The sequence below is a fragment of the Streptomyces sp. NPDC088745 genome (assembly GCF_044751045.1).
GTDB classification, from domain to species: domain Bacteria; phylum Actinomycetota; class Actinomycetes; order Streptomycetales; family Streptomycetaceae; genus Streptomyces; species Streptomyces cremeus.
The window spans coordinates 200,736-222,266 of sequence record NZ_JBIVLB010000009.1 but is presented as its reverse complement, the minus strand read 5'-3'; the positions used below and the strand labels follow the sequence as shown (position 1 = coordinate 222,266).

The following is a 21,531-nucleotide window of genomic DNA, read 5'->3' as shown; positions in this document are numbered from 1 at the left end:
GACGAGCCGGTGATCGCGCCAACTCCCCTCCTTACGCGGACTATTGACACTGCTGTTTCCGGAGTTCTACGTTCCTTGACGTCTGAGAGCGCTCTCGATAGGCCCTTCCCGTCAAGACTTCGAGGTGCCGTCCATGCCAGATCCCCGCTCGCACCCCGCCCCCCACAGCAGAGCCCGTCAGAGCAGAACTCCCCGCCGCACGCCCGCCGTCGCCCTGGCCCTGGTCGCCGCCCTGGCCGCCGTCGGGCTCGGCCCCGCCGCCGCACCGGCGGTGGCGGCCACCGTTCCGGTCGGTTCCGGAAGTCACTCCGACACCCGCCCCGCGGGGACCTCGGGCCCCACCACCCACACGGGCGCCCCCGTCACCCCCAAGGTCACCCCGGCGGCCAAGGGCAGGCCCGTACCGACCAACGACTGGTGGTCCTCCCTGGCCTTCCAGCGGTACGGCGACAACCCGTACTCCACCCCGATGTACGGGCACCCGCTCACCTACCAGGCCACCGCGGGCGGCCTGGAGGTCGGCTACCCCACCACTCCCGCGGTCGTCGGCGAGGGCCGCCAGTACGAGTACGCGCACAAGCGCGACCTCACGCTCGGCCTGACCGGTCTCAACTCCCCCGACACGAAGGCCGACGCCTGGTCGGACTGGACCGTGACCCCGTACTGGTCGGACGGCGCGCGCACCCTGCGCACCACCATCGGCCACGGCCTGCCCTTCGTGTACGCCAAGGGGTCGGGCGCGAACGCCCAGATCACCACCGCCGCCGCGCCGGCCGTCTTCGCGGACCAGGGCAACGTCCTGGGCATCACGGTCGCCGGGCACCACTACGCCCTCTTCGCCCCGAGCGGCAGCGACTGGAACGTGTCGGGGTCCACGATCACCGCGGGGCTGGGCGCCAAGGACTACTTCTCCGTGGCCGTCCTGCCCTCCACCGACGCGCTCGCCACGTACAGGAAGTACGCCTTCAGCTTCGTCACCGGCTCCAAGGTGACCTGGTCGGCGGCGGCGAGCTCGGTGAGGGCCGGTTACGCCCTCACCACCCAGGCCCAGGAGGGCGGCGAGACCGGTACGCTCCAGGCGCTCTACCGCCACCAGTGGCTGCACACCGCCGACCCGCTGACCCCCTACACCTATGTCTCACCGCGCGGCACGATGAAGGTCCGCGAGGGCACCTCCTTCACCACCACCCAGAAGTCCTCTCCGGTGCTGCCCGCCCTGCCGAAGTCCTCGGGCGTGGACCGCGCGCGCCTGAAGACGTATCTCGACGAGGTGGTGAACGCCCCCGATCCGTTCTCGGGCGCCACGGACACGTACTGGACGGGCAAGGCCCTCGGACGCCTCGCCCAACTCGTCCCGATCGCCGACCAGTTCGGCGAGAGCGCCGTCCGGGACAAGCTCATCGGCCTGCTCAAGGGCAGGCTCCAGGAGTGGTTCACGGCAGGCGGCGCGAGTGAGTTCTCGTACGACAAGGACTGGAAGACCCTGACCGGCTACCCGGCCTCCTACGGCAGCGACACGGAACTCAACGACCACCACTTCCACTACAGCTACTACGTCTACGCCGCCGCGGTCGTCGCCCAGTACGACCAGGCGTGGGCCGCCGACTCGGCGTGGGGCGGCATGGTGAAGGCCCTCATCAAGGACGCGGCCAACCCCGCCAGGAGCGACCCGGCCTTCCCGTTCCTGCGGGGCTTCGACGTCTACGCGGGCCACAGCTGGGCCTCCGGGCACCAGGGTTTCGCGGCGGGCAACAACCAGGAGTCCTCGTCGGAGTCGACGAACCTCAGCGCGGCCCTCGTGCTCTGGGGCTCGGCCACCGGCAACGCCGAACTCCGCGAACTCGGCTCCTATTTGCTGACCACCGAGTCGGAGGCGGTCGCCCAGTACTGGTTCGACGCCGACGAGCAGGTGTTCCCCGCGGGCTTCGGCCACGACACGGCCGGGATGGTGTGGGGAAGCGGCGCGGCGTACTCGACGTGGTGGACGGCGAACCCCGAGGAGATCCACGGCATCAACGTCCTCCCGGTCACCGGGGGTTCCCTCCACCTGGCCGGGAACAAGGCCGCGATCCGGCGCAACCTCGCCGAGCTCGTACGGGAGAACGGCGGGCCCGCCGTCGAGTGGCGGGACATCCTCTGGGAGTTCGAGTCGCTCGCCGACCCGGGAGCCGCGAAGTCCAAGTGGGATGCGGGCAGCGGGAGTTATACGCCCGAGCAGGGCGAGTCCAAGGCGCACACGTACCACTGGACCGGCACCCTGGACGCGCTCGGCGCCCCCGATCCGGGGGTGACCGGTGACCTCCCGACGTCGGCGGTCTTCACCAAGGGGACGGTCCGCACCTACGCGGCCCACAACTACGACTCCGCACCCCGTACGGTCACCTTCTCCGACGGCGCGAAACTCGTCGTCCCGGCCCGCTCCACGGCGACCGGCACCGGAACCGGCGGCGGCCCCGACCCGGACCCGCCGTCGGGCAACGTCTTCCAGCTCCGCACCGGAGGCGTCCTCACCACGGCGGCCACGGGCACGGCCGGCAGCGACACCATCGCGTCCGCGGACGGCGCCAACCACGACGGCACGCCCTACCGGCCCCTGGTCTACGAGGCGAAAAAGGTCAACGGCACCCTCGCCGCGGGCCGGACCACGGCCTTCCGCCTCCAGGTGGACGCCGGGACCGCGGTCGGCCTCGGCCCGCAGGCCAGGGTCAGCTACGACCTCACGGGCGACGGTACCTTCGAACGGACCGAAACCTACCGGTACTTCGCCACCGATCCGGTGACCGGCTGGGAGACGTACGGCGAGGGCGGCGGACCGAAGTCGGCGACCGGTTCGCTCGGGAACCTGACGGGCGGGACGGTACGCCTGGAGGTGTGGTCGGCCATCGGGAACGCACCGGCCAGGCTCAGGACCGGGACGGCGGATTCGGTGCTGACGATTCCGTTCGGCTGACCGCTCCCGCGCGGGTGCCGACGGGGCCCGGGAGCACCGTCGGCACCTACGTCGTGTCCCTCCGCACCAGAACCGTGGACGTGATCACGGGCTCGGGGGCCGGCGCCCCCGAGCCCCGCTCGCCCAGCAACCGCATCAGCAGCCGCACCATCAACCGGCCCATCTCCTCCACGTCCTGACGCACCGTCGTCAAGGGAGGGTCGATCCGCTCCACCACCGAGGCCATGTCGTCGAACCCGACCACGGCGACGTCCTCCGGCACCCGCAGACCACGCTCGCGCAGCGTCGCCAACGCCCCTGCGGCCATCAAGTCGTTGGCGGCGAACACCGCGTCCACGTCCGGCCGCCGCTCCAGCAGTTCGGCCATCGCACGCGCACCGCTCTCCTCGGTGAAGTCCCCCACACCGATCAACTCGGAACCGCCGGCCGGCAGGGCGTCGCGATAGCCGTCGGCCCGGTCCAGCGCCGAGGTCTGGTCGGGCGGACCCGCGATGTGGGCGATGCTGCTCCGCCCGGTCGCGACCAGGTGCCGTACCGCTTCCCGGGCTCCGCCCCGGTTGTCGCAGTCGACGTACGGCACCGCGGGAGCGGCTGTCGCACCTGCCGGCCCCGGGCCGCCCGGACGCCCGCCGAACACCGCCGGCACCTTCGTCCGGGCGATGATCGCGGGAAGTTCGTCGTGGTCGTGCAAGGAGAAGGCGAGCACTCCGTCGACGTGCCCGCCGCCCACATAGCGGGCGATGCGTTCGTAGTCCCCCGGTCCCTCCACCCACAACAGGACGAGCTGGGAGTCGTGCGCCGTCAGCTCCCGGCTGATGCCTCGTATCTGCTGGGCGAAGAAGGGGTCCGAAAAGATCCTGAACTCCGGTTCGGCGACGATCACGGCGATCGCGCCGTTGCGCCGGGTGACCAGGGTGCGGGCCGCGTGGTTGGGGACGTATCCCAGCTCGTCGACCGCTTGGTGCACCTTCTCCACCAGGGACGCCCGGACACCGGCGCCGCCGTTGACGACGCGGGAGACGGTGGCACGGGAGACCCCGGCACGGGCCGCGACCGCTTCCAGCGTGGGGCGGGCCGTACCGAACCCGGGAGTCTGCTCGGGCAAGGGGTGCTCCTCGGCTGTGTCACTCGGCTGTCGGGCCAGGCTACCCGCCTCGACCGGTGGGGCTCCGCGTCCTCGGTCCGGGCCGGCTGCGGACGCATTGGGCCCGGAGCCCGGCTTCGTCCGGTTCGCGGCGCGGGAGGTACCGGGACTGCTCCGCTAGCCGTTCCCTTGCACGGGCCGGACTGCCTCCCCCTCCGACCGGCCCTTCTCCTCCTCCGGCCAGACCGTCTCCCCGAGCACCTGCTCGCACAGAGCACGGACCGCCTCGCCGCAATCCGCGCCGCGGCAGTGCCCCGACATGACGCGGGTGCGGCGCCGGAGGCCGCCCTGGCTGCGGGCCGGGACGGTCGCGGTGAGTGCGTCGCGGATCTCGCCCCGGGAGACGCGCTCGCAGGCACAGACGATGTCGCCGTAGGCCCGGTCGCGGGCGATCAGCTCGGGGCGCTGGTGGGGGCGGGGGAAGGCTTCGCCCAGGTTGGGCATGGCCGGTGCGCTCGCGTCCGTCGGCCGCGCGGCGAGCGGTACGTCCATCTCCTCCCTCAGGAGTCCGGCGACGTACGAGGCGATGCCCATCGAGGCGCTGAGGCCGGTGGAGCGGATGCCGCCGACGGTCACACAGCGGAGGGCGGGGTGGGCGCGGATGCGGAAGTCGTCGTGCTCGGTGGCGGCGCGCAGGCCCGCGTACGAGGTGAGGACACCCGTGTCGAGGAGCGCGGGCATGATGCGGCGGCCGTGCTCCAGGAGTCCGGCGATGCCCTCGGGGGTGGTGTGGTTCTCGTTCTTCGCGTGCTCCCGCCCGGTGAGGTCTTCCGCGGTGGGGCCGAGCAGTACGTTGCCGAAGACGGTGGGCGTGACGAGGACGCCCTTGCCGAGAGCGGTCGGTACGGGCAGCAGGATGTGCCGGACGAGGGACCTGGACTCCTTGGCGAAGACCAGGAGTTGGCCGCGGCGCGGGGTGACGGTGAAGTCGTGGACGCCGAGGAGGCGGTCGATGTCGTCGGAGTGGAGGCCGGCGGCGTTGATGAGGAAGCGGGCGCGGAGGGGGCCGCGGGTGGTGTGGAGGAGATGCCCGTCCGGGTCGGTGCCGATCCCGGTGACACGGGTGCGCAGGCGCAGTTCGACTTCGGCACGGACCGCCTCGGTGGCGTACGCGAGGGTGGTCGACCAGGGGTCGATGATGCTCTCGTCCGGGACTTCGAGCGCGCCGAGGGCGCCGGGGCCGAGGTGGGGTTCGCGGGTGCGGAGCTCGGCGGCGGTGAGGAGCCGGGTGGCGGTGTACCCGTTGGCGGCGGCCTTGGCGGCGAGGGAGGGCAGGGCGGCGAGTTCGTCCTCGTTCCAGGCGACGAGGAGCGCACCGGTCTTCTCGACCGCGATACGGGCCTGTGCGGCGTGGTCGAGGAGTCGGCGCTGCCCGTCGCGCAGCAGACGGGATTCGAGGGAGCCGGGGGTGGCGTCGAAACCGGTGTGGAGGATGGCGGTGTTGGCCTTCGACGTGCCGTTGCCGACGTCGTCGGAGGCGTCGAGAAGGACGATCCGGTGGGAGGACCGGAGGGCCAGCTCGCGGGCGATGGCGGTGCCGACGACGCCGGCGCCGATGACGGCGAGGTCGTAGGGGGCGGGGGTCATGTCGTCCTCCGGACGGGGGTGGGTGTGTGGGCGGCGGGACGGGGGGCGGCGGGGCGGTCGGGGCGGCGGGACCGGGGGGCGGGGCGGTCGGGGCGAGCGGGGCCTCCGCCCGTGGTGGTGGACCGGTACCGGGGCGGACCGGAACTGTAGGGGGTGCGCCTCCGGTGGGGGCTGCCCAATAGGGGCGGCACGGCGCAGGGGGGCGCGGCGCAGGGGCGGCGCGGCGCAGGGGGGGGGCCACGGCACCAAGGCTGCGCGGCGCGGCGCCAGGGCGGCACGGCACCAAGGCTGCGCGGCGCGGCGCCAGGGCGGCACGGCACCAAGGCTGCGCGGCGCGGCGCCAGGGCGGCACGGCACAGGGGGGCGGCGCGGCACAGAGGGTGGCACGACGCAGAGGGGCGGCGCGGCACAGGGGGGCGGCACGGTGCAGAAAGCGGCATGAAGCGCCCGCCTTCACGGCCGCAGGGACCTGTGCGACCGGCCACGACGAACCCGTACACGCGCGCACCCCCGTAGGCACTCGCACGTCCCCGGTGGCGGACCGCGCCCCTCACCCCACCACCTGCCGGAACCCCTCCCTCCGTTCCTCCGCCTCCGCCGCCCCCATCCGGGGCTCGTACACCGCCGACACCCCTCTGCCCGGCACCGCGTCCGCCACGCTCAGTCCCCTGTCGATTCCCAGCCGTGCCACCGCCGCGACGCCTCGCGCCGTCACGTCCGGCACATCGGCCACCTCCACGGGGAGTTGGAGCAGGTCGGCCTGCGCCTGCATCAGCAGGGCCGACCGGGTCAGCCCGCCGTCCACCCGGAGCGCGCCGGGCCGCGCCCCGAGGTCTGTCCCCACCGCGTCCACCAGTTCCGCGACCTGGGCCGCGATGCCCTCGCAGAGGGCCCTGACGAGGTGGCCGGGGGTGGTGTCGAGGCCGAGGCCGGTCAGGGTTCCCCGGGCGTCGGCCCGCCACCACGGGGCGGCCAGACCGGCCAGTGCCGGGACGAAGGTGACGCCCCCCGAGTCCGGCACCGTCGTCCCGATCCGGTCCAGGTCGTGGGCGCCCGCGAGGACGCCGAGGTCGGTGAGCCACCGCACCGCGGAGGCCGCCGTGTAGACCTGCCCGTCCAGGCAGTAGCTCGTACGTCCGCGCAGCCGCCACGCCACGCACCCGACCAGGCCCGTGGTGGAACGCACGGGCCGCGTGCCCGACGAGGCGAGCAGGAAGGCCCCGGTGCCGTACGTGCACTTGGCCTCCCCGAAGCCCGTCGCCCCCTGTGCCAGCAGTGCGGCCTGCTGGTCCACCAGGAGCCCCGTCAGGGGGAGTTCCCCGCCGAAGGCCTTCGTCGTACCGACGCAGCTGTCGGAGTCGACGACCTCCGGCAGACGTTCGCCGCCCAGCCCGAAGACGTCCAGCGCGTCCGGCGACCAGACCGCCCGGTCCAGGTCGAGGAGCTGGGTGCGGCCCGCGGTGGCGGTGTCCGTGACGAAGGCCCCGGTGAGGCGGTGGACCAGCCACGCGTCGCTGGTGGTGACCACTCCGGACCGGGTCAGGCGGCGGCGTATCCACGCCATCTTGGGCGCGGCGAAGTAGGGGTCGAGGGGCAGTCCGGTCCACGCGGTCAGATCGTCTGCGTACGGGGCGAGTTCGCCGCATATGCCGGACGCCCGCCGGTCCTGCCAGACGATCGCCTCCGTCAGCGGTTCTCCCGTCACCGGGTCCCAGGCGAGCACCGTCTCCCCCTGGTTCGCGAGGCCCATGGCCACGACGGGTTCGGCCGCCTCGGCCAGGGCCTGTCGCCCCGCCTCCAGCACCGACGCGTACAGCTCGGCAGGAGCGACCTCGACCCGCCCGCCGGGCAGGTGGCGGGGGCGGACGGCGGCCGTGCCGGAGCCGATCACTCCTCGTTCGGGGCAGACGACCAGGGCCTTGGTGCCGGAGGTCCCCTGGTCGACAGCCAGCACCGGTCCGTCGTTGCGCATCCCCGTACCGCCTCGTCCTGGTCGTCCGTTCGGAAGCCAGCAGCCTGGGACAGTCCCCGCCCCTCAGTCAAGAACTGCCAAAAAACAGTCGCCCACGTCCGAACTCCTCCGTTCTGCGCCCATGAATTACTGGATCGGAATCCTGATTCGTGGTCAACTACACGTCGAACACGATGGGTTGGCCGATGCGTACGCACTGCGAAGGGGGGCCTTCCCGGCCTCCTCCGTACCGCCGAACGCACCAGAGGACCTGCAACGATGCCCAGCGAGGAGTTCCGGCCGGTGTACCACCCGGCGGGCCATGACGCCGAATTACGGTTCGTCGTACAGGAATTACGAGCGGGCCGCTGGGTGGCGATGCGGAACCTGCTCGCGGGTACCGCGGACTGGGCTGCGTGGACCCGTCGCACCCAGGTCCTGGCGGCGGTCGCGGCCGGTACCGACACCGTGCGCGCCTGGCGGAGCGAGGAGCCGCACAGCCTCGCGGCGACCGTGATGCACGCGCGGGTCGCGGTGGAGCGTGCGACCCGCGCCCACCAGAAGGAGCACCCGCAGACCGCCGCGCTGTGGCACGAGGCGTGGGAGGCCTGCCAGGTCTGCGCCCAGCAGGCGCCCGACGACCCGGTGCCGTGGGTGTGCCTGCTGGCCCTGGCCCCGCTCGACCGGGGGCAGCGGATGGCGGACCACCGGCTGCCGCCGCCGGGGCCGATGCTCTTCCCCGGCCCGTGGGGGCTGCTCGCCGAGGTCACCAAGCGCGACCCCGCCAACCGCGAGGCGCACCAGCGCATGCTCCAGTTCGTGTACGCCAGGAACGAGCGGGGCGCCCTCCCCGAAGCCGTCAACTACGCGCACTGGGCGATCGTCTCGGCACCTTCGGGATCTCCCGTGCACACCCTCCCGCTGTACGTGCGCGTGGAGCGCTATCGCCGGGAGCGGGGCCAGGAACGGGCGCTCGACATGCACTGGGTGACGGACGACGCGATCAGGGACGCGCAGTGGGCACTGCGCAACTGGTTCGTTCCGGCCCACCCGGCCGATTCCGCCCGCTCCGCTGATTCCGCCGCCCCCGCGGAGTCCTCGCTGCTCGACCTCAGCCACCTGGCCCACGCCCTGTGGGGCGCCCACCAGTTCCAGGACGCCGCCCGGGTGTTCCGGGCACTCGGGCCCTACTACGCACCGCTGCCCTGGGTGCGCCGCCTGCGTGGCGGACAGGACGACACCACGCACGCGGCGCAGGAGCTCTTCCTGCAGGCCCGCGCCCGGTGCCTCCTCGGCGCGCCCGGTTCGTAACCGCACTCCACGTGCCACCGGGGCGACCCGCATGTGTCCCCCGGGCCCCTCTCCCCTCCGAAGGAATGACCATGTCCCTCTCCCCACCGAAATCGTCCCGCCCGGACGCTGTCGCCCCGCAGGACGAGGAGCAGCGTCTGCGGGAACTCGGCTATCAGCCGGTGCTCGCACGCCGGATGGGCGGCTTCGGCAACTTCGCGATCAGCTTCTCGGTCATCTCCGTGCTGTCCGGCTGCATGACGATGTACGGCTTCGGCCTCGGCACCGGCGGCCCCGCCGTGATGATGTGGGGGTGGATAGGCGTCGGCCTCTTCGTCCTCACGGTCGGCCTGGCGCTCGCCGAGGTGACCAGCGCGTACCCGACGTCCGGTGCGCTCTACTACATGGCCGACCGGCTCGGCGGCCGCAAGTGGGGCTGGTACACCGGCTGGTTGAACCTGCTGGGCCTGCTGGGCGCGATCGCGGGCATCGACTACGGTGCGGCGCTGTTCACCGGCGCGTTCCTGAATCTGCGGTTCGGCTTCGAGCCGACGCCCGGGTCGACGATGCTCATCTTCATGTGCATCCTGCTGCTGCACGCGGTGCTCAACCTGTTCGGCGTGCGGCTGGTCAGCGTGCTCAACTCGATCAGCGTGTGGTGGCACATCGCCGGTGTCACCGTGATCGTCGGCGCGCTGGTGATCGTCCCCGACCACCACCAGTCGGCGGGGTTCGTCTTCACCGAGTTCGTGAACGACACCGGCATCGACAGCCCGGTCTATGTGGCGGCCATCGGCCTGCTGCTGGCGCAGTACACCTTCTCCGGTTACGACGCCTCCGCCCACCTGTCGGAGGAGACCTCGAACGCGTCGGTGACGGCCCCGCGCGGCATCGTGCGCGCCATCTGGGTGTCCTGGATCGCGGGGTTCGCCCTGCTGGCCGGTCTCACCTTCGCCATCCAGGACTACGCGGGCACCGTGGGCAGCGAGACCGGGGTGCCGCCGGCGCAGATCCTGCTGGACGCGCTGGGCGACGGCGGGGCGACGGCGCTGCTGCTCGTGGTGATCGGCGCCCAGCTGTTCTGCGGCAACGCGGAGGTCGCGGCGGCCAGCCGGATGGTGTTCGCGTTCAGCCGCGACAACGCGCTGCCCGGTTCGAAGCTGTGGCGCAGGGTCAGCAGCCGCACCCAGACGCCGGTTCCCGCGGTGTGGCTGTCGGTCGGCATGGCGTGCCTGATCGCCGTGCCGTCGCTGTACTCGGCGACCGCGTACTCCGCGGTCACCGCGATCAACGTCATCGGCATCACGCCCGCGTACGCCATCCCGATCTTCCTGAAGCTGCGTGCGGGCGACCGGTTCGAGCCCGGGCCGTGGAACCTCGGCCGCTGGAGCAAGCCGATCGGCTGGATCGCCGTGTCGTGGGTGGCCGTCGTGACGGTGCTGTTCATGCTGCCGCAGAAGGCGCCGGTGAACTGGGACACGATGAACTACGCGGTGTTCGCGATGGCGGCGGTACTGCTCCTGGCGACGGCGTGGTGGTACGTGGCCCGCGATTCCTACGGGACGCCGTCGGAGGCGGCGTACGGCACCAAGCGCGAGCGGGAGGAGATCGCGGAGGGCATCATCTGACAGGTCTCCGCCTCTTCGCGCCGCGGGGGCGCGGCCGCCGGTCTCCCGGTGGCCGCGCCCCCGCGGTCCGTACGGCGACGGCGTGGGAAACGCGCGCGCCGGACAGCCGGTACGGCCGTTCAGCGCGCGGGGTCGGCAGTGCCGGGCGGGTGCTGCTCGTCGTGGAGGCCGGCCCGGACGCGACGTGAGGGCTGGAAGGCGCAGAGGTCGAGGACGCCGGGCGGATCGGCCGGACCGGGGCCGCCGTCGGCGACCCGGGCGGTGGTGTCCGCGGCGGCGCCGGGGCCGTCGACCTGGCCGGGCCGGACAGGTCGGCCTCCGGCCCTGCGTCCCTCGGCACAGGGCCGGAGGACGACGGCGTCGGCGTGCTCGCAGGCGTCGAGGCAGTTCGATGCGCCGGAACGTCACCATTCCGGCCGGTGCGGTGAGCTGGGCGGTGGCTGGGCTTCCGGACCGGCTGTCTGCACGTCACCGCCGAGCCGCCCGTCCGGGCCTCGCTGGGCGCGGACGTACCTCCGGAGATGGAGGCGCTGATCGCCCGGTCGGCGGCGAAGACGCCGGACGTGGTCCGGGCCTCGCCCGCCTCGGTCAGTCGGCGGGCGGCGCGGTGTACGGGTTCCAGGAGCACCCGCCGACCGTCACCGCCGCAGTCGGAGGCCGGCCGGGCGGCGTCGCGGGGGCAGCTCGTCGCGGAGGGGCCCCGGCGGGCGAGGAGTCCGAGGACGGCGCGTTCCAGGCTGCGGTCCAGTGCCGAATCCGGTTCTTCGGGGCGTCGTCCGCCACGTGACCTGTGCGGCCGGCGGAGAACTCTGTCGCACACCTGGCGCGAACCGCTCGAAAGTCCGCTGCGGGCCGCCGTGTGGGAATACAGTCGGTTCATGAGTCTGACGCCACGATTGATCGTCCCGGATCCCGACACCGCCGCCGCCTACTACCAGAAGGCCATGGGCGCCGAAGAGGTCTTCCGCGCCCAGGACGAGAGCGGCCGCGTGATGGTCGTCGTCCTCCAGGTCGGCGGTTCGCCGCTGTCCCTCTCCCCCGCCGTCACCGACTGGGGCTGGCTCTCGCCCGACGACGTCGGCGGGTCCCCGGTCCTCCTGGAGGCGGAGTTCGACGACCAGGACGCCGTCGCCGCCCGGATGGTCGAAGGCGGCGGCACGGTGGTCGTGCCGGTCGAGAACCGCCCGTACGGCAAACGGGAAGGGCGCCTGCGCGACCCGTTCGGCCACCTGTGGATCGTCACCGGCGACCTGCGCTGACCGCCGGCCCGCATCGACGGCCCCCGGGGCCTTCCGCACCGCGCCTCGCGGCGGCGGGAGGCCCCGGGGGCCGCTTCGGTCACGGCTGCTTCCGTGACCGCCGCGCCCGGATGACGGTCAGCCGGTCCGCACCGGCCACGGCGAAGGCCGGTAGGAGTAGGCCTCGGTGCCCTTGCGCACCCCCTGCTTGATGGCCATCGGCAGCATCAGGTCACGTATCACCCGGGTGATCCACTTGTCGGGGGTCATCACCGCACCCGTCTGCCGGGCCTGCTTCGCCATCGCTTCCACCCTCTCCCGCCGGGACTCCTCGAACGCGGTGAACGCCCGCTGCGGGGTGGGGTGTTCGTACAGGGCGAGGGCGAGTTCGTAGGCGTCCTCCATGCCGAGCGCGGCGCCCGCCCCCAGGTGCGGGGCCACCGCGTGCGCGGCGTCGCCCAGCACCGCGGCGCTGCCCCGGTGCCAGGTCCGCAGGGGCGGCACCTCGTGGACCGGCCAGCGGCCGACCGGCCCGGTGGAGGCGTTCAGGATGCGGCGGACCACGGCGGGGTCGGGACGGTGCCGGTCGGCCAGGGCGGCCACCCAGCGGGCGTCGTCGATCGCGGCGAGCTCGGCGAAGCTGCGTTCGTCCGTCTCCTGGTGGTTCTCGAACCACCACACCTCCCCGGGCGAGACCACCTGGTACCCGAAGAAGCCGCGCAGGCCGAAGACCATGTGGAACCGGCCGTCCACCGGGAGTTCCGAGGCGCCGAGCCGCGCCCTGCCCCCGGAACCGACCACCTCGGTGTAGGCGGGGCGGGGCGCGTCGGGCAGCAGCAGGCGGCGCGTGGTGGAGTTCACGCCGTCGCAGCCGAGCACGAGGTCGGCCTCGGCGTGCGTGTCGTCCTCGAAGCCGAGCCGCCAGTCGCCGTCGTGGTTCTCCGCCAGGGCCACGAGCCGCTTGGCGGTGTGCAGTTTGACCCCGGAGTCGGTGGCCGCCTCGCGCAGGGCGCCGCTGAGTTCGCCGCGCATGATGTTGGTGGTGCGCTCGGGGTTCCGCACGAGTGCCCTGCCCCTGTGGTTGGCGAAGGCGATGGAGCCGGCCGGGACGCCCTGTTCGAGGACCCGGTCGGCCAGGCCCAGGCGCTCCAGCACGGCCCGTCCGTTGGGAGCCAGGTTGAGGAACGAGCCCACGTCCTGCGCCCGGCGCACGTACGCCTCGTACAGATCCACCTCGAAGCCCAGTCTCACCAGGCACACGGACAGCAGTGGGCCGGTGATGCCGGCGCCGATGACGGCGACCCGTCGGCGCGGTGTGCGGTTCTCGTCTCTCATCACGTGCTCCCGATCGTGACCGCCGTGAAGGTCGGGGGCGGTCTGTTCCCTTACGAGGGTTGTTGCCGATCACCGGGCGGTCCCACGCGACCATGTCGTGCTTCTTTCGCCGCGCCCGCGGCAACCGGCTGAGCAGCGCGGTTCACCGTGCGGCACTCCGCTCCGGCCGGACCGGAATCGGGCCCCCGGCCAAGCGGAATCGACGCGGAATCGACCTGGAATCGAGATCGGGCAGGATCGACCCGCCGGGGCGACGGGCGCGTGCCGCGCCGGAGCCGCCGGTCTCGACCAGATGTCCGCACACCGGACGTCCGCACCCAGGGCGTCCGCCCCCCAGACGTCACTCGCCACTTGTCACGGGAAACGGGGTCACGACCATGGCCACGCTCGTTCACACGCAAGAAGTCAAGTTCCTCCGCTGGCCCGTCCAGCGCCACGAGAGGGACCAGCTGCGCGAGGCGGGACTGCCCTGCCTGCTGGTCCTGGAGGGCCAGACGGCACCGCCGAACGACATCTCCCCCACCGAGGACTGGGTGCGCCCCCCGGTCGGCCGCCTCGACCTGGCGGCCCGCGTCCACACGCTGCAACAGCGCACCGGGACCGACTTCATGCCCGCGCTGGACCCGACCGGGGTCCTCTACTACGGCGGCCAGTCGGTGCCCATGTCGGAGGCGCAGAGCGAGATGATGCGATGTTTCCTGGCCGACTTCGGCCATCTCGTACGCCGGGACACGCTGAAGGAGGCCCTGGGCCGCATCAACAACGAGAAGGTCACCAGCAACGCGATCGACCTGCACATCATGCGGCTGCGGCAGCGGTTGGACGGCGTCCGGCTGAGCCTGCGCACGGTCTGGGGGCGCGGCTACATCCTGGAGACAGCCGGCTGACCCGTCCACGCAGGACGCCGGGCGGCGCCGTCCCGTCCGGCCCCGGCACGCGAAGTGTCCGGCCCGTCGTGCTCGGGGCCGGACACTTCGCGCGTACGTCCTCCGGCGCCTGTGGGCGCCCGGGGTTCAGCCCGCCTGCCGGCGTCTGCGCTCGTGCACCTTGCCGCGGAGCTCGTGGAGTTCGGTGAACGGCATGGTGGCGCGGCCCATGAGGTGCGCCGCCCCGGAGGTGCCCGCCGTGCCCGGCTGCTCGCCGATCATCTTCAGCACCAGGCCCACGTGCCCGATCTTCCACTGGAAGTACCCGTTGCCCACGCTGAGCATCGCCTCGACGACCCGGTGGTGGGAACCCGCCTCGACGCCCGCCGCGACGATCTCCTCCAGGTCGGTGCCGGTTCGCTGCAGACCGGCGCGGAAGGCCAGGAACAACGTTCCGGAGCGGCTGGCGCTGCCCAGCACCCGTTCCAGTTCGTGGGCCTGGCTGGACTGGGCGCCGCTGGCCGTGCCGAGGTGCGCCCGGAACTGGGCGAAGTCCTCCAGCGGCAGCCGCTCCAGCGCCATGAGCTGCTCGTGCAGCAGGCGCAGCAGTTCGCAGCACCGGTAGAGCAGGTCGACGGACCGCTCCAGGCCCCCGGTGGTCATCGTGCGGAAGTTGCCCTCGACGGCGGCGAGGTCGCCCAGGATCTGCTTCAGCCACAGTTCGCAGGTCTGGTGGCTGACGATGAAGAACTGCTCCGAGAGGGCGGTGGCGAGGTCGGCCTCGCTCCCGGGCGTGCGCGGCACCTGGAGGGTCAGCAGTTCGTCGAGCTTCAGGTAGGAGGCGTACGTCACCTCCTCGGGCATCACCCCTGCCTCTTCTCGCGGACCAGCTCGACCAGGCGCTCCACCCCGGTGGTGAGCTGCTCGCGGTCGACGCAGAAGGCGATCCGGACCAACCCGGAGGCGGCGCCGCCGGGCACGAGCGGCAGCAGCGTGCCGTCGGGGGCGAACTCGGGCCGGGCGGAGAAGCCGCTGCCGGGCACGACCACGACGTCGTGCCGGTCCATGAGTTCGGCGGCGAACTCCTCGCCGGTCAGGCCGGTGGAGGAGACGTCGGCCATGGCGTACCAGCCGCCGCCGGGCAGGGCGGGCAGCAGTCCCTCCTCGACCAGCGGGGCGAGTGCCGTGTCCCGGTTACCCCGGACGAAGTCGTGGTTGCCCGCGAGGGCTCCCGACGCGTCGAGGGCGGCCAGCCCGGCGTACTGGACGGGCGCGTTGGGCGCGATGATGCAGGACTCCTGGACCGAGCGCATGGCGGCGGCGGTCTCCGGGCGCGACACCGCGACGTATCCGAGCCGGTAGCCGGTCATCGCCGGGCCCTTGGAGAAGGTGAAGACGCTGTTGACCAGGCGCTGGGCGGCGGGCCTGGCACGTTCCAGGGCGGCGATCGAGTGGTGGGGACCGGAGAAGGCGAAGTCCTCGTAGGCCTCGTCGCTGATGATCTGCCAGCCGTGCTGGTCGGCGATCTCGTAGAGGGCCTGTTGCAGCGGGAGGTCGGCGACCGCGCCGGTGGGGTTGGACGGGGTGTTGAGGAGCAGCACCCGGGTGGCGGGGCCGGCCACCCGCCGGATCGACTCGGGGTCGGGGGCGAAGTGTTCGTCGAGCTGGTAGAACACCGGGCGGAATCCGGCGAGCAGGGCCTGTTGCAGGTGTACGGGCCAGTGGATCTCCGGCATCAGGATCTCCGCCCCCGCGTGGACGAGGCTGCGCATCAGCGCGCTGAGCCCCTGGCACGAGCCGGGGGTGACGAAGAGCCGGGCGGGCTCGGTGTCGACGCGGTTCACGGTGTCCAGCTTGCCGGTGAGGCGTTCGCGGAGCTCCGGGAGCCCCTGGACGTCGATGTAGCGGGCGCGGCCGTCGATGACGGCGTCGGCGAACTCCTTGGCGACGGAGTCCGGCGGGCCGAAGGCGGGCTCGCCCACGTGCAGCTTGATCTGGCCGGGGTGTTCGCGTTCGCGTTCGTTGGCGATCCGGAAGGACTCGTACAGCCAGGAGGAGGGGATCGCCGAGGCCGGGGCGAACGACGGTGGGGCTGTCTGCGTCATCTGGGTCTTGCCTTTCCGCTGGGGGCAGGTGGGGCGGGGCAGGGGGCGGGGCCCGCCCGTGCGGGCGGGCGATGCTCCGGAGGCGGGGCTCGGGTGGTGCTCCGCGGGTACGGCTCAGGCCGCGCGGCCGCCGTCGACGGACACCAGGGAGCCGGTGACCCAGGACGAGGAGCCGGGGTCGACGAGGTGGCACACCCAGGCCGCCACCTCCGCGGCCAGGCCGAACCGCCCCAGCGGGGTGCCGGACACGATCCTCTCGCGCAGGGCGTCCGCGCCCTCGCCGGCCGCCAGGTCCCACAGGCCGGTGTCGACCGGGCCGGGCAGCACCGCGTTCACCCGGACCTCGGGGGCGAGTTCCACGGCGAGCGACCTGGTCAGGGAGTTCAGGGCGGCCTTGCTGGCCCCGTAGAAGGACCGGTTGGGCATGGCCAGCACGCCGCCGACGGAGGACACGTTGACCACGCAGCCCCGGCTGGCGCGCAACGCGGGAAGCAGCGCCCGGATCAGCAGGGCGGGGGCCACCAGGTTGGTGTCGACCATGCCGCGCAGGTCCGCCTCGGCGGCGTCCTCCAGGCGGTCGAAGACGGCGTGCCCGGCGTTGTTGACCAGCGCGTCGACGCCGCCGAGCACGTCCCGGGCCCGGTCCGCGATCCGGGCGGCGGCGTCGGGGGCCGTGACGTCCACGGCGTACGGCACGGCGGTGCCGGGTCCTTCGGCCTGGGCCTTCGCGGTCACCTCGGCCAGCCGGTCGGCCCGGCGGCCGACCGCCAGGACGTCGGCGCCGAGCCCGGCGGCGCGGGCGACCACGGCTGCCCCGATGCCCGAGCCGCCGCCGGTGACGACCAGGCGCAGGCCCGCCCAGGAGTCACCGCCGCGCTCCGTGTCCCTGCCCGTTTCATCCATGGGACTCGTGCGACTCAGGGAACCCATGGGGCTCGTACGGCTCGGGGGAATCGTGCGTCTCATGCGCCGGACCGCCTCCGTTCGCGTGGATGGGGATCGCAGGTGGGCGTGGCGGTACCCGCCGTGCCAGGCCCGCCAGCAGGAGCGCCGGGTCGTCGAAGACGTGGAAGTGGGCTCCGGGTCTGATGTCGACGCTCGCGTTCCCGGTGGTGAGGCGGGCCCAGTGGCGTGCGGCCAGGACCGGCACCAGGGGGTCTCCGCGGGCCACGCAGACGTGCACGTCGCAGTCGAGCGACACCGGGTCGGGGCAGCCGAGGTAGCGCTCGTGGGCGGCGATGTCGGCGCGCATCGCGGGCAGCACCAGGTCACGGATCTCGGTCTCCGCCGCGAGGTCGGGGTCGATGCCGCCGAGGGCGACCAGGCGCTCCCACAACTCCCCGTCGGACAGCAGGTGGTCGCCGCGCGGGGGCCGGGCCGGATCGCCGGGGGCCCAGGCGCTGGACGCGACCAGCAGGGTGACGTCGAGGCCCGCCGCGGGGCTCCGGCGGGCCACCTCGCAGGCGACCGCGGAGCCGAAGCTGTGGCCGAAGAGGACCAGGCGCGCGGGCGGCAGCCGGGCCAGCCCGGTGACGATCTCCTCGGCGATCGCGCCGACGTCCTCGCGCGCGGGCTCCGCCAGCCGGTCGCCGTGCCCCGGGTACTGCGCGACGCACAGGTCCACCGCCGTGCCGGGAAACGCGGCGGGCAGCGCGGTGCGCCAGCCGGTGAAACTCTCCGCGCGGCCGCCGGAGTGCGGCAGCACGAGGAGCCGGAGGCCGGGACCCGCGGTGCCGGTCACCGTACGTACGGTTCCACGGTGCACACCCATTCCCCATCTCCCCTTCTTCGTCGTCGAGTTGAGAATCACACGCCCGGCGGGGGCCGCCGCCGAATCCGTCAGCATTCATTCAGCGCCGTCTCGGGGGCGGCCCCGGGGGGCGACGATCGGGGCGCGAAGTCCCCCTGCCGGCCGGATGTCCGTGCCGGGCGCCCGTACCCCGGTGTCCGCGTCCGGCCGCTCCCGCACGGGCCCGGTCCGCCGGGCCGAAAGGAGTCTCCCGGTGGTCTCCTCCCACCACGCCGCCGCCTTCGACGGCCCGTACGACGACACCTCCTGGGCGGCTCTCGACCTCGCCGACCCGGCCGCCTTCGTCGAGAACGACCCGTACGCCTACTGGGACCGGATGCGCCGCAGCGAGCCCGTGCGCCGTCACCCCCCGGTGGGCGGCCGCCCCGGCTTCTGGGCGGTGGCCAGGCACCGGGACGTACAGGACTGCTACAAGGACGCGGCCCGGCTCGGCTCGGCCCGGGGGACGGTGCTGGACGTCCTGCTGCGCGGCACCGACTCGGCGGGCGGGCGGATGCTGGCGGTGACGGACCGCCCCCGCCACCGCGAGCTGCGCCGGGTGATGCTGCGCGCCTTCTCACCGAGGGTGCTGCGGTACGTGGAGGAGGCGGTACGGCAGCGGGCGGACGCCCTGGTGGCCGCCGTGGTCGGCGCGGGCGAGGCCGACGCCGCGCGCGACATCGCCGAGCACCTGCCGCTGAACACCGTGTGCGACCTGCTCGAACTGCCTGCCGCCGACCGGCCGTCGCTGCTGGAGTGGAACAAGCGGGCGCTGTCCTCGGAGAGCGCGCAGGACGACCCGTTCGACGCGCTGGAGGCACGCAACGAGATCCTGTCGTACTTCGTGGACGTGGTGCGCGAGCGGCGGCGCCGGCCCGGCGAGGACGTGATCAGCATGATCGCCGGGGCGCGGGTCCAGGGCGAGACCATGACGGAGGACGACCTCGCCCTGAACTGCTACAGCCTCATCCTCGGGGGCGACGAGTCGACCCGGGTGACCACGATCGGCGCCCTGCACGCGCTGGGCGTCCACGAGGAGCAGTGGCGTCGGCTGCGCACCGGGGAGGCGGCGGTGCACACCGCGGTGGAGGAGGTGCTGCGCTGGGTCACCCCGGCCATGCACTTCGCCCGGACGGCCACCGTCGACCTGCGGATCGGGGACGCCGAGGTGGCGGCGGGCGACATCGTCACCCTGTGGAACATCTCGGCCAACAACGACCCCGAGGTCTTCGAGGAGCCCCGCCGCTTCGACGTGGGCCGGCAGCACAACCCGCACCTCGCGCTCGGGCACGGCCCGCACTTCTGCCTGGGGGCCTTCCTCGGCCGGCTGGAGCTGTCCGCGGTGCTGGAGTCGCTGGTCCGGCGGGTGGACCGGATCGAGGTCCTGGCGGAACCGCCGCGCGTCTACTCCAACTTCCTGTTCGGGCACAGCGCGCTGCGCCTGCGGCTGGACTGACGGCGCGGTGCGGAGCGGGTGCCGCCGCACCGGCGCGGGCCGCCCGGGGCCCGCGCCGGTGCGGCCCGGTTCACGCGGGCGACAGCAGGCCGCCCAGCTCCGCCATGGTGGGCCGCTCGAAGACCGCCCGCACCGGCAGGTTCATCCCCCACTCCTCCCGGACGGCCTTGGCGAGCCGCACCGCGAGGACCGAATGGCCGCCCCGGTCGAAGAAGTTGTCGTCCGGCGCGACCTCGGGCACCTCCAGCACCCTGGCGGCCAGCGCGCACAGAGCGGCCACCGGGTCGGACAGGTCGACGGCCCGGCCGGCCGACGCCCCGGCCCCCTCCGAGGCCCCGGACTCCCCCGCGCGCCGCGCCGCGGCGGCGCGCTGCTCCAGGGCCCGACGGTCGATCTTCCCGTTGCTGGTCATCGGCAGGGACGCCACCACCTCGATTCGCGAGGGCACCATGTGCGCGGGCAGCCGCGCGGCGAGCAGGCCGCGCAGTTCCTCCGCGAGCCCGGGGCCGCCGCCCGCCGGGTCCGTGCCGGACACCACGAAGGCCACCAGGCGCGCCGAGTCCACCTCGCCGGTGACGACGACCGCCCCGAGCCGGACCCCCGGGCAGGACTCCAGCGCGGCCTCCACCTCGCCCAGTTCGACCCTGAAGCCCCGCAGTTTGACCTGGCGGTCGGCGCGGCCGGTGAAGTGGAGCGGGCCGTCCTTGTCCAGGTAGCCGAGGTCGCCGGAGCGGTACATGCGGCTGCCGGGTACGCCGTACGGGTCCGCGACGAACCGTTCGGCGGTCAGGGCGGGCCGGTTGAGGTAGCCGAGCGCCTCGCCCTCGCCGACCAGGTACAGCTCGCCCTCCTCGCCGTACTGGCAGGGCTGGAGGGCGACGTCCAGGACCCGGACCTCGTTGCCCGGCCAGGGCTCCCCGATGCTGACCGGTTCGCCGGGGCGCACCGGGCCCGCCATGGTCACGCCCACGGTCATCTCCGTGGGCCCGTATCCGTTGAACATGCGCCGGCCCGGCGCCCAGCGGGCCACCAGCGCCTGGGTGCAGGAGTCCCCGGTGGACAGCACCACGCCGCCGGGCAGCACGCCGTCCGGGTCGGTGGCGGTGAGCGCGACCGGGGGCAGTACCGCGTGGCTGATCCGCCGGTCGATCAGGGTGCGGCGCAGCTCCTCGCCGGGCAGCACCGCGCGGTCGTCGGTGAGCACCAGGGTGGCCCCGGACAGCAGGGCCAGCGTCAGGTCCCAGAACCCGGCGTCGAAATTGAACGAGGCCCACTGGAGCACCCGGTCGCCGGGGCCCGGGGCGATCCAGTGCTGCTGCGCCTCGGCGAGCGCCGCCATGCCGGCGTGCGGGATCACCACGCCCTTGGGGACGCCGGTGGACCCGGAGGTGTAGATGACGTACGCGGTGTCATCGGCCCGCAGCGGACGCCGCCGCTCCTCGTCGGTGACCGGCCCGGCGGGGCGGTCACCGGCGTCCGGGGCGGCGGGGCCGGGGGTGTCCGGACCGGTGATGTCGAGGGTGTCCGGACCGGTGACGTCGACCGGCACGGGGCCCGTGTGCAGCAGCGTCCGCAGCCCCGAGTCGGCCGCCATGTGGCGCAGCAGCGCGGGCGGGTATCCGGGGTCCAGGGGTACGTAGCCGGCTCCGGCGGTCGTCACGGCGAGCGCCGCCACCACCTGGTCGGGGCCGCGGGGCACGGAGATCCCGACGAGGTCGCCGGGGCCCAGGCCGTGCGCGATCAGCCGTCGGGCCAGCCCGTTCACCCGGTCGCCGAGTTGCGCGTACGTCAGAGCGGTGTGCTCGCCCTCGACGGCGGGCAGGTCCGCGTGTCTCGCCGCGGCCCGCTCGAAGAGGACGGGAAGGGTCTCGGCGGACGACGCCGCCGGGGTGTGCGGGCGCACGTCCGGCCAGACCTCCTCGACGTACGCACGCGCGCGGGCCCGGGAGGTCGCGGGCAGTTCCACCGGCCACCCGGCGGGGACCGGCAGCCGGGCGGGCCACAGCGACCGCTGGCCGCGCTGGTTGCACAGGACCAGGTAGCTCTCGTCCGGGTCTTCGAAGGGGTTGGCTGGCATCGAGCGACCTCCCGTGTGACGGTGCCGCTGGACGGGTCCGGCGCCCTGCGGGGGCGCCGCGCGCGACACAGGTGCCCTCACCCTGACCCGGCCGGGGGCGGTGTCCGCCCGGCAG

16 protein-coding genes are annotated in these 21,531 nt (G+C 73.4%); 6 read left to right on the top strand and 10 right to left on the bottom strand.

Annotated elements, in window-relative coordinates:
- The first annotated feature begins 133 nt into the window (after positions 1-133).
- Entirely contained in the window at positions 134-2,950 is a 2,817-nt protein-coding gene (locus tag ACIP93_RS24225; RefSeq protein WP_401761621.1) for a glycosyl hydrolase, read from the top strand.
- 46 nt (positions 2,951-2,996) lie between these two features.
- On the opposite strand, the gene ACIP93_RS24220 is transcribed toward ACIP93_RS24225, so the two are convergent.
- The 3 genes from ACIP93_RS24220 to ACIP93_RS24210 form a co-directional block, all read right to left on the bottom strand.
- The gene (locus ACIP93_RS24220) at positions 2,997-4,055 is read right to left on the bottom strand and encodes a LacI family DNA-binding transcriptional regulator (protein WP_401761619.1); all 1,059 of its coding nucleotides are present in this window, start codon (positions 4,053-4,055) and stop codon (positions 2,997-2,999) included.
- A 156-nt stretch (positions 4,056-4,211) separates the two neighbouring features.
- Positions 4,212-5,681 carry an NAD(P)/FAD-dependent oxidoreductase gene (locus tag ACIP93_RS24215; protein WP_401761617.1) on the bottom strand — a complete coding sequence of 490 codons (1,470 nt, stop codon included), beginning with the start codon at positions 5,679-5,681 and terminating at the stop codon, positions 4,212-4,214.
- A 550-nt stretch (positions 5,682-6,231) separates the two neighbouring features.
- Entirely contained in the window at positions 6,232-7,653 is a 1,422-nt protein-coding gene (locus tag ACIP93_RS24210) for an FGGY family carbohydrate kinase (protein WP_401761615.1), read from the bottom strand.
- A gap of 258 nt (positions 7,654-7,911) precedes the next feature.
- On the opposite strand from ACIP93_RS24210, the gene ACIP93_RS24205 reads away from it, so the two are divergent.
- Complete coding sequence (locus ACIP93_RS24205) at positions 7,912-8,943, top strand: hypothetical protein (RefSeq protein WP_345226130.1); 1,032 nt, start codon at positions 7,912-7,914, stop codon at positions 8,941-8,943.
- Between the two features lie 65 nt (positions 8,944-9,008).
- Positions 9,009-10,550, top strand: a complete 1,542-nt coding sequence (locus tag ACIP93_RS24200) for an amino acid permease (protein WP_345226128.1) — start codon at positions 9,009-9,011, stop codon at positions 10,548-10,550.
- On the opposite strand, the gene ACIP93_RS24195 is transcribed toward ACIP93_RS24200, so the two are convergent.
- Entirely contained in the window at positions 10,543-11,430 is an 888-nt protein-coding gene (locus tag ACIP93_RS24195; RefSeq protein ID WP_401761613.1) for a DUF3253 domain-containing protein, read from the bottom strand. The genes ACIP93_RS24200 and ACIP93_RS24195 overlap by 8 nt on opposite strands.
- Here ACIP93_RS24195 and ACIP93_RS24190 point away from each other — a divergent pair.
- Positions 11,429-11,809, top strand: a complete 381-nt coding sequence (locus ACIP93_RS24190) for a VOC family protein (protein ID WP_345226123.1) — start codon at positions 11,429-11,431, stop codon at positions 11,807-11,809. The genes ACIP93_RS24195 and ACIP93_RS24190 overlap by 2 nt on opposite strands.
- A 117-nt stretch (positions 11,810-11,926) precedes the next feature.
- Here the strand turns inward: ACIP93_RS24190 and ACIP93_RS24185 are convergent, their stop codons facing one another.
- Positions 11,927-13,123 (bottom strand): NAD(P)/FAD-dependent oxidoreductase, encoded by a 1,197-nt coding sequence (locus tag ACIP93_RS24185; protein WP_345226121.1) that lies wholly within the window; start codon positions 13,121-13,123, stop codon positions 11,927-11,929.
- Between the two features lie 377 nt (positions 13,124-13,500).
- Between ACIP93_RS24185 and ACIP93_RS24180 the strand changes: the two genes are divergently transcribed.
- Positions 13,501-14,010: a helix-turn-helix domain-containing protein gene (locus ACIP93_RS24180; protein ID WP_401761611.1), complete on the top strand. Its 510-nt coding sequence runs from the start codon at positions 13,501-13,503 to the stop codon at positions 14,008-14,010.
- Positions 14,011-14,136: 126 nt separating this feature from the next.
- On the opposite strand, the gene ACIP93_RS24175 is transcribed toward ACIP93_RS24180, so the two are convergent.
- From ACIP93_RS24175 to ACIP93_RS24160, 4 genes are all read right to left on the bottom strand, one after another.
- Positions 14,137-14,853 carry a tryptophan 2,3-dioxygenase family protein gene (locus ACIP93_RS24175; protein WP_401761609.1) on the bottom strand — a complete coding sequence of 239 codons (717 nt, stop codon included), beginning with the start codon at positions 14,851-14,853 and terminating at the stop codon, positions 14,137-14,139.
- Positions 14,853-16,094 (bottom strand): pyridoxal phosphate-dependent aminotransferase, encoded by a 1,242-nt coding sequence (locus tag ACIP93_RS24170; RefSeq protein ID WP_345226114.1) that lies wholly within the window; start codon positions 16,092-16,094, stop codon positions 14,853-14,855. The genes ACIP93_RS24175 and ACIP93_RS24170 overlap by 1 nt, the downstream gene beginning before the upstream one ends.
- Before the next feature lie 114 nt (positions 16,095-16,208).
- Positions 16,209-16,997: an SDR family NAD(P)-dependent oxidoreductase gene (locus ACIP93_RS24165; RefSeq protein ID WP_401761607.1), complete on the bottom strand. Its 789-nt coding sequence runs from the start codon at positions 16,995-16,997 to the stop codon at positions 16,209-16,211.
- Positions 16,990-17,835: a thioesterase II family protein gene (locus tag ACIP93_RS24160; protein ID WP_401761605.1), complete on the bottom strand. Its 846-nt coding sequence runs from the start codon at positions 17,833-17,835 to the stop codon at positions 16,990-16,992. Before ACIP93_RS24160 ends, ACIP93_RS24165 begins: the two co-directional genes overlap by 8 nt.
- Before the next feature lie 262 nt (positions 17,836-18,097).
- Between ACIP93_RS24160 and ACIP93_RS24155 the strand changes: the two genes are divergently transcribed.
- Entirely contained in the window at positions 18,098-19,339 is a 1,242-nt protein-coding gene (locus tag ACIP93_RS24155; protein WP_380837526.1) for a cytochrome P450, read from the top strand.
- A gap of 70 nt (positions 19,340-19,409) precedes the next feature.
- Here ACIP93_RS24155 and ACIP93_RS24150 read toward each other — a convergent pair whose 3' ends face one another.
- Positions 19,410-21,416 carry an amino acid adenylation domain-containing protein gene (locus ACIP93_RS24150; RefSeq protein ID WP_401761603.1) on the bottom strand — a complete coding sequence of 669 codons (2,007 nt, stop codon included), beginning with the start codon at positions 21,414-21,416 and terminating at the stop codon, positions 19,410-19,412.
- Between the last annotated feature and the right edge of the window lie 115 nt (positions 21,417-21,531).

What these genes read in the sequence shown, in the direction of transcription:
- ACIP93_RS24225 (WP_401761621.1), top strand. Translation starts at nt 134, where the DNA reads ATGCCAGATCCCCGCTCGCACCCCGCCCCCCACAGCAGAGCCCGTCAG.
- ACIP93_RS24215 (WP_401761617.1), bottom strand. Translation starts at nt 5,681, where the DNA reads ATGACCCCCGCCCCCTACGACCTCGCCGTCATCGGCGCCGGCGTCGTC.
- ACIP93_RS24210 (WP_401761615.1), bottom strand. Translation starts at nt 7,653, where the DNA reads ATGCGCAACGACGGACCGGTGCTGGCTGTCGACCAGGGGACCTCCGGC.
- ACIP93_RS24205 (WP_345226130.1), top strand. Translation starts at nt 7,912, where the DNA reads ATGCCCAGCGAGGAGTTCCGGCCGGTGTACCACCCGGCGGGCCATGAC.
- ACIP93_RS24200 (WP_345226128.1), top strand. Translation starts at nt 9,009, where the DNA reads ATGACCATGTCCCTCTCCCCACCGAAATCGTCCCGCCCGGACGCTGTC.
- ACIP93_RS24190 (WP_345226123.1), top strand. Translation starts at nt 11,429, where the DNA reads ATGAGTCTGACGCCACGATTGATCGTCCCGGATCCCGACACCGCCGCC.
- ACIP93_RS24195 (WP_401761613.1), bottom strand. Translation starts at nt 11,430, where the DNA reads ATGAACCGACTGTATTCCCACACGGCGGCCCGCAGCGGACTTTCGAGC.
- ACIP93_RS24185 (WP_345226121.1), bottom strand. Translation starts at nt 13,123, where the DNA reads ATGAGAGACGAGAACCGCACACCGCGCCGACGGGTCGCCGTCATCGGC.
- ACIP93_RS24180 (WP_401761611.1), top strand. Translation starts at nt 13,501, where the DNA reads ATGGCCACGCTCGTTCACACGCAAGAAGTCAAGTTCCTCCGCTGGCCC.
- ACIP93_RS24175 (WP_401761609.1), bottom strand. Translation starts at nt 14,853, where the DNA reads ATGCCCGAGGAGGTGACGTACGCCTCCTACCTGAAGCTCGACGAACTG.
- ACIP93_RS24170 (WP_345226114.1), bottom strand. Translation starts at nt 16,094, where the DNA reads ATGACGCAGACAGCCCCACCGTCGTTCGCCCCGGCCTCGGCGATCCCC.
- ACIP93_RS24165 (WP_401761607.1), bottom strand. Translation starts at nt 16,997, where the DNA reads ATGGATGAAACGGGCAGGGACACGGAGCGCGGCGGTGACTCCTGGGCG.
- ACIP93_RS24150 (WP_401761603.1), bottom strand. Translation starts at nt 21,416, where the DNA reads ATGCCAGCCAACCCCTTCGAAGACCCGGACGAGAGCTACCTGGTCCTG.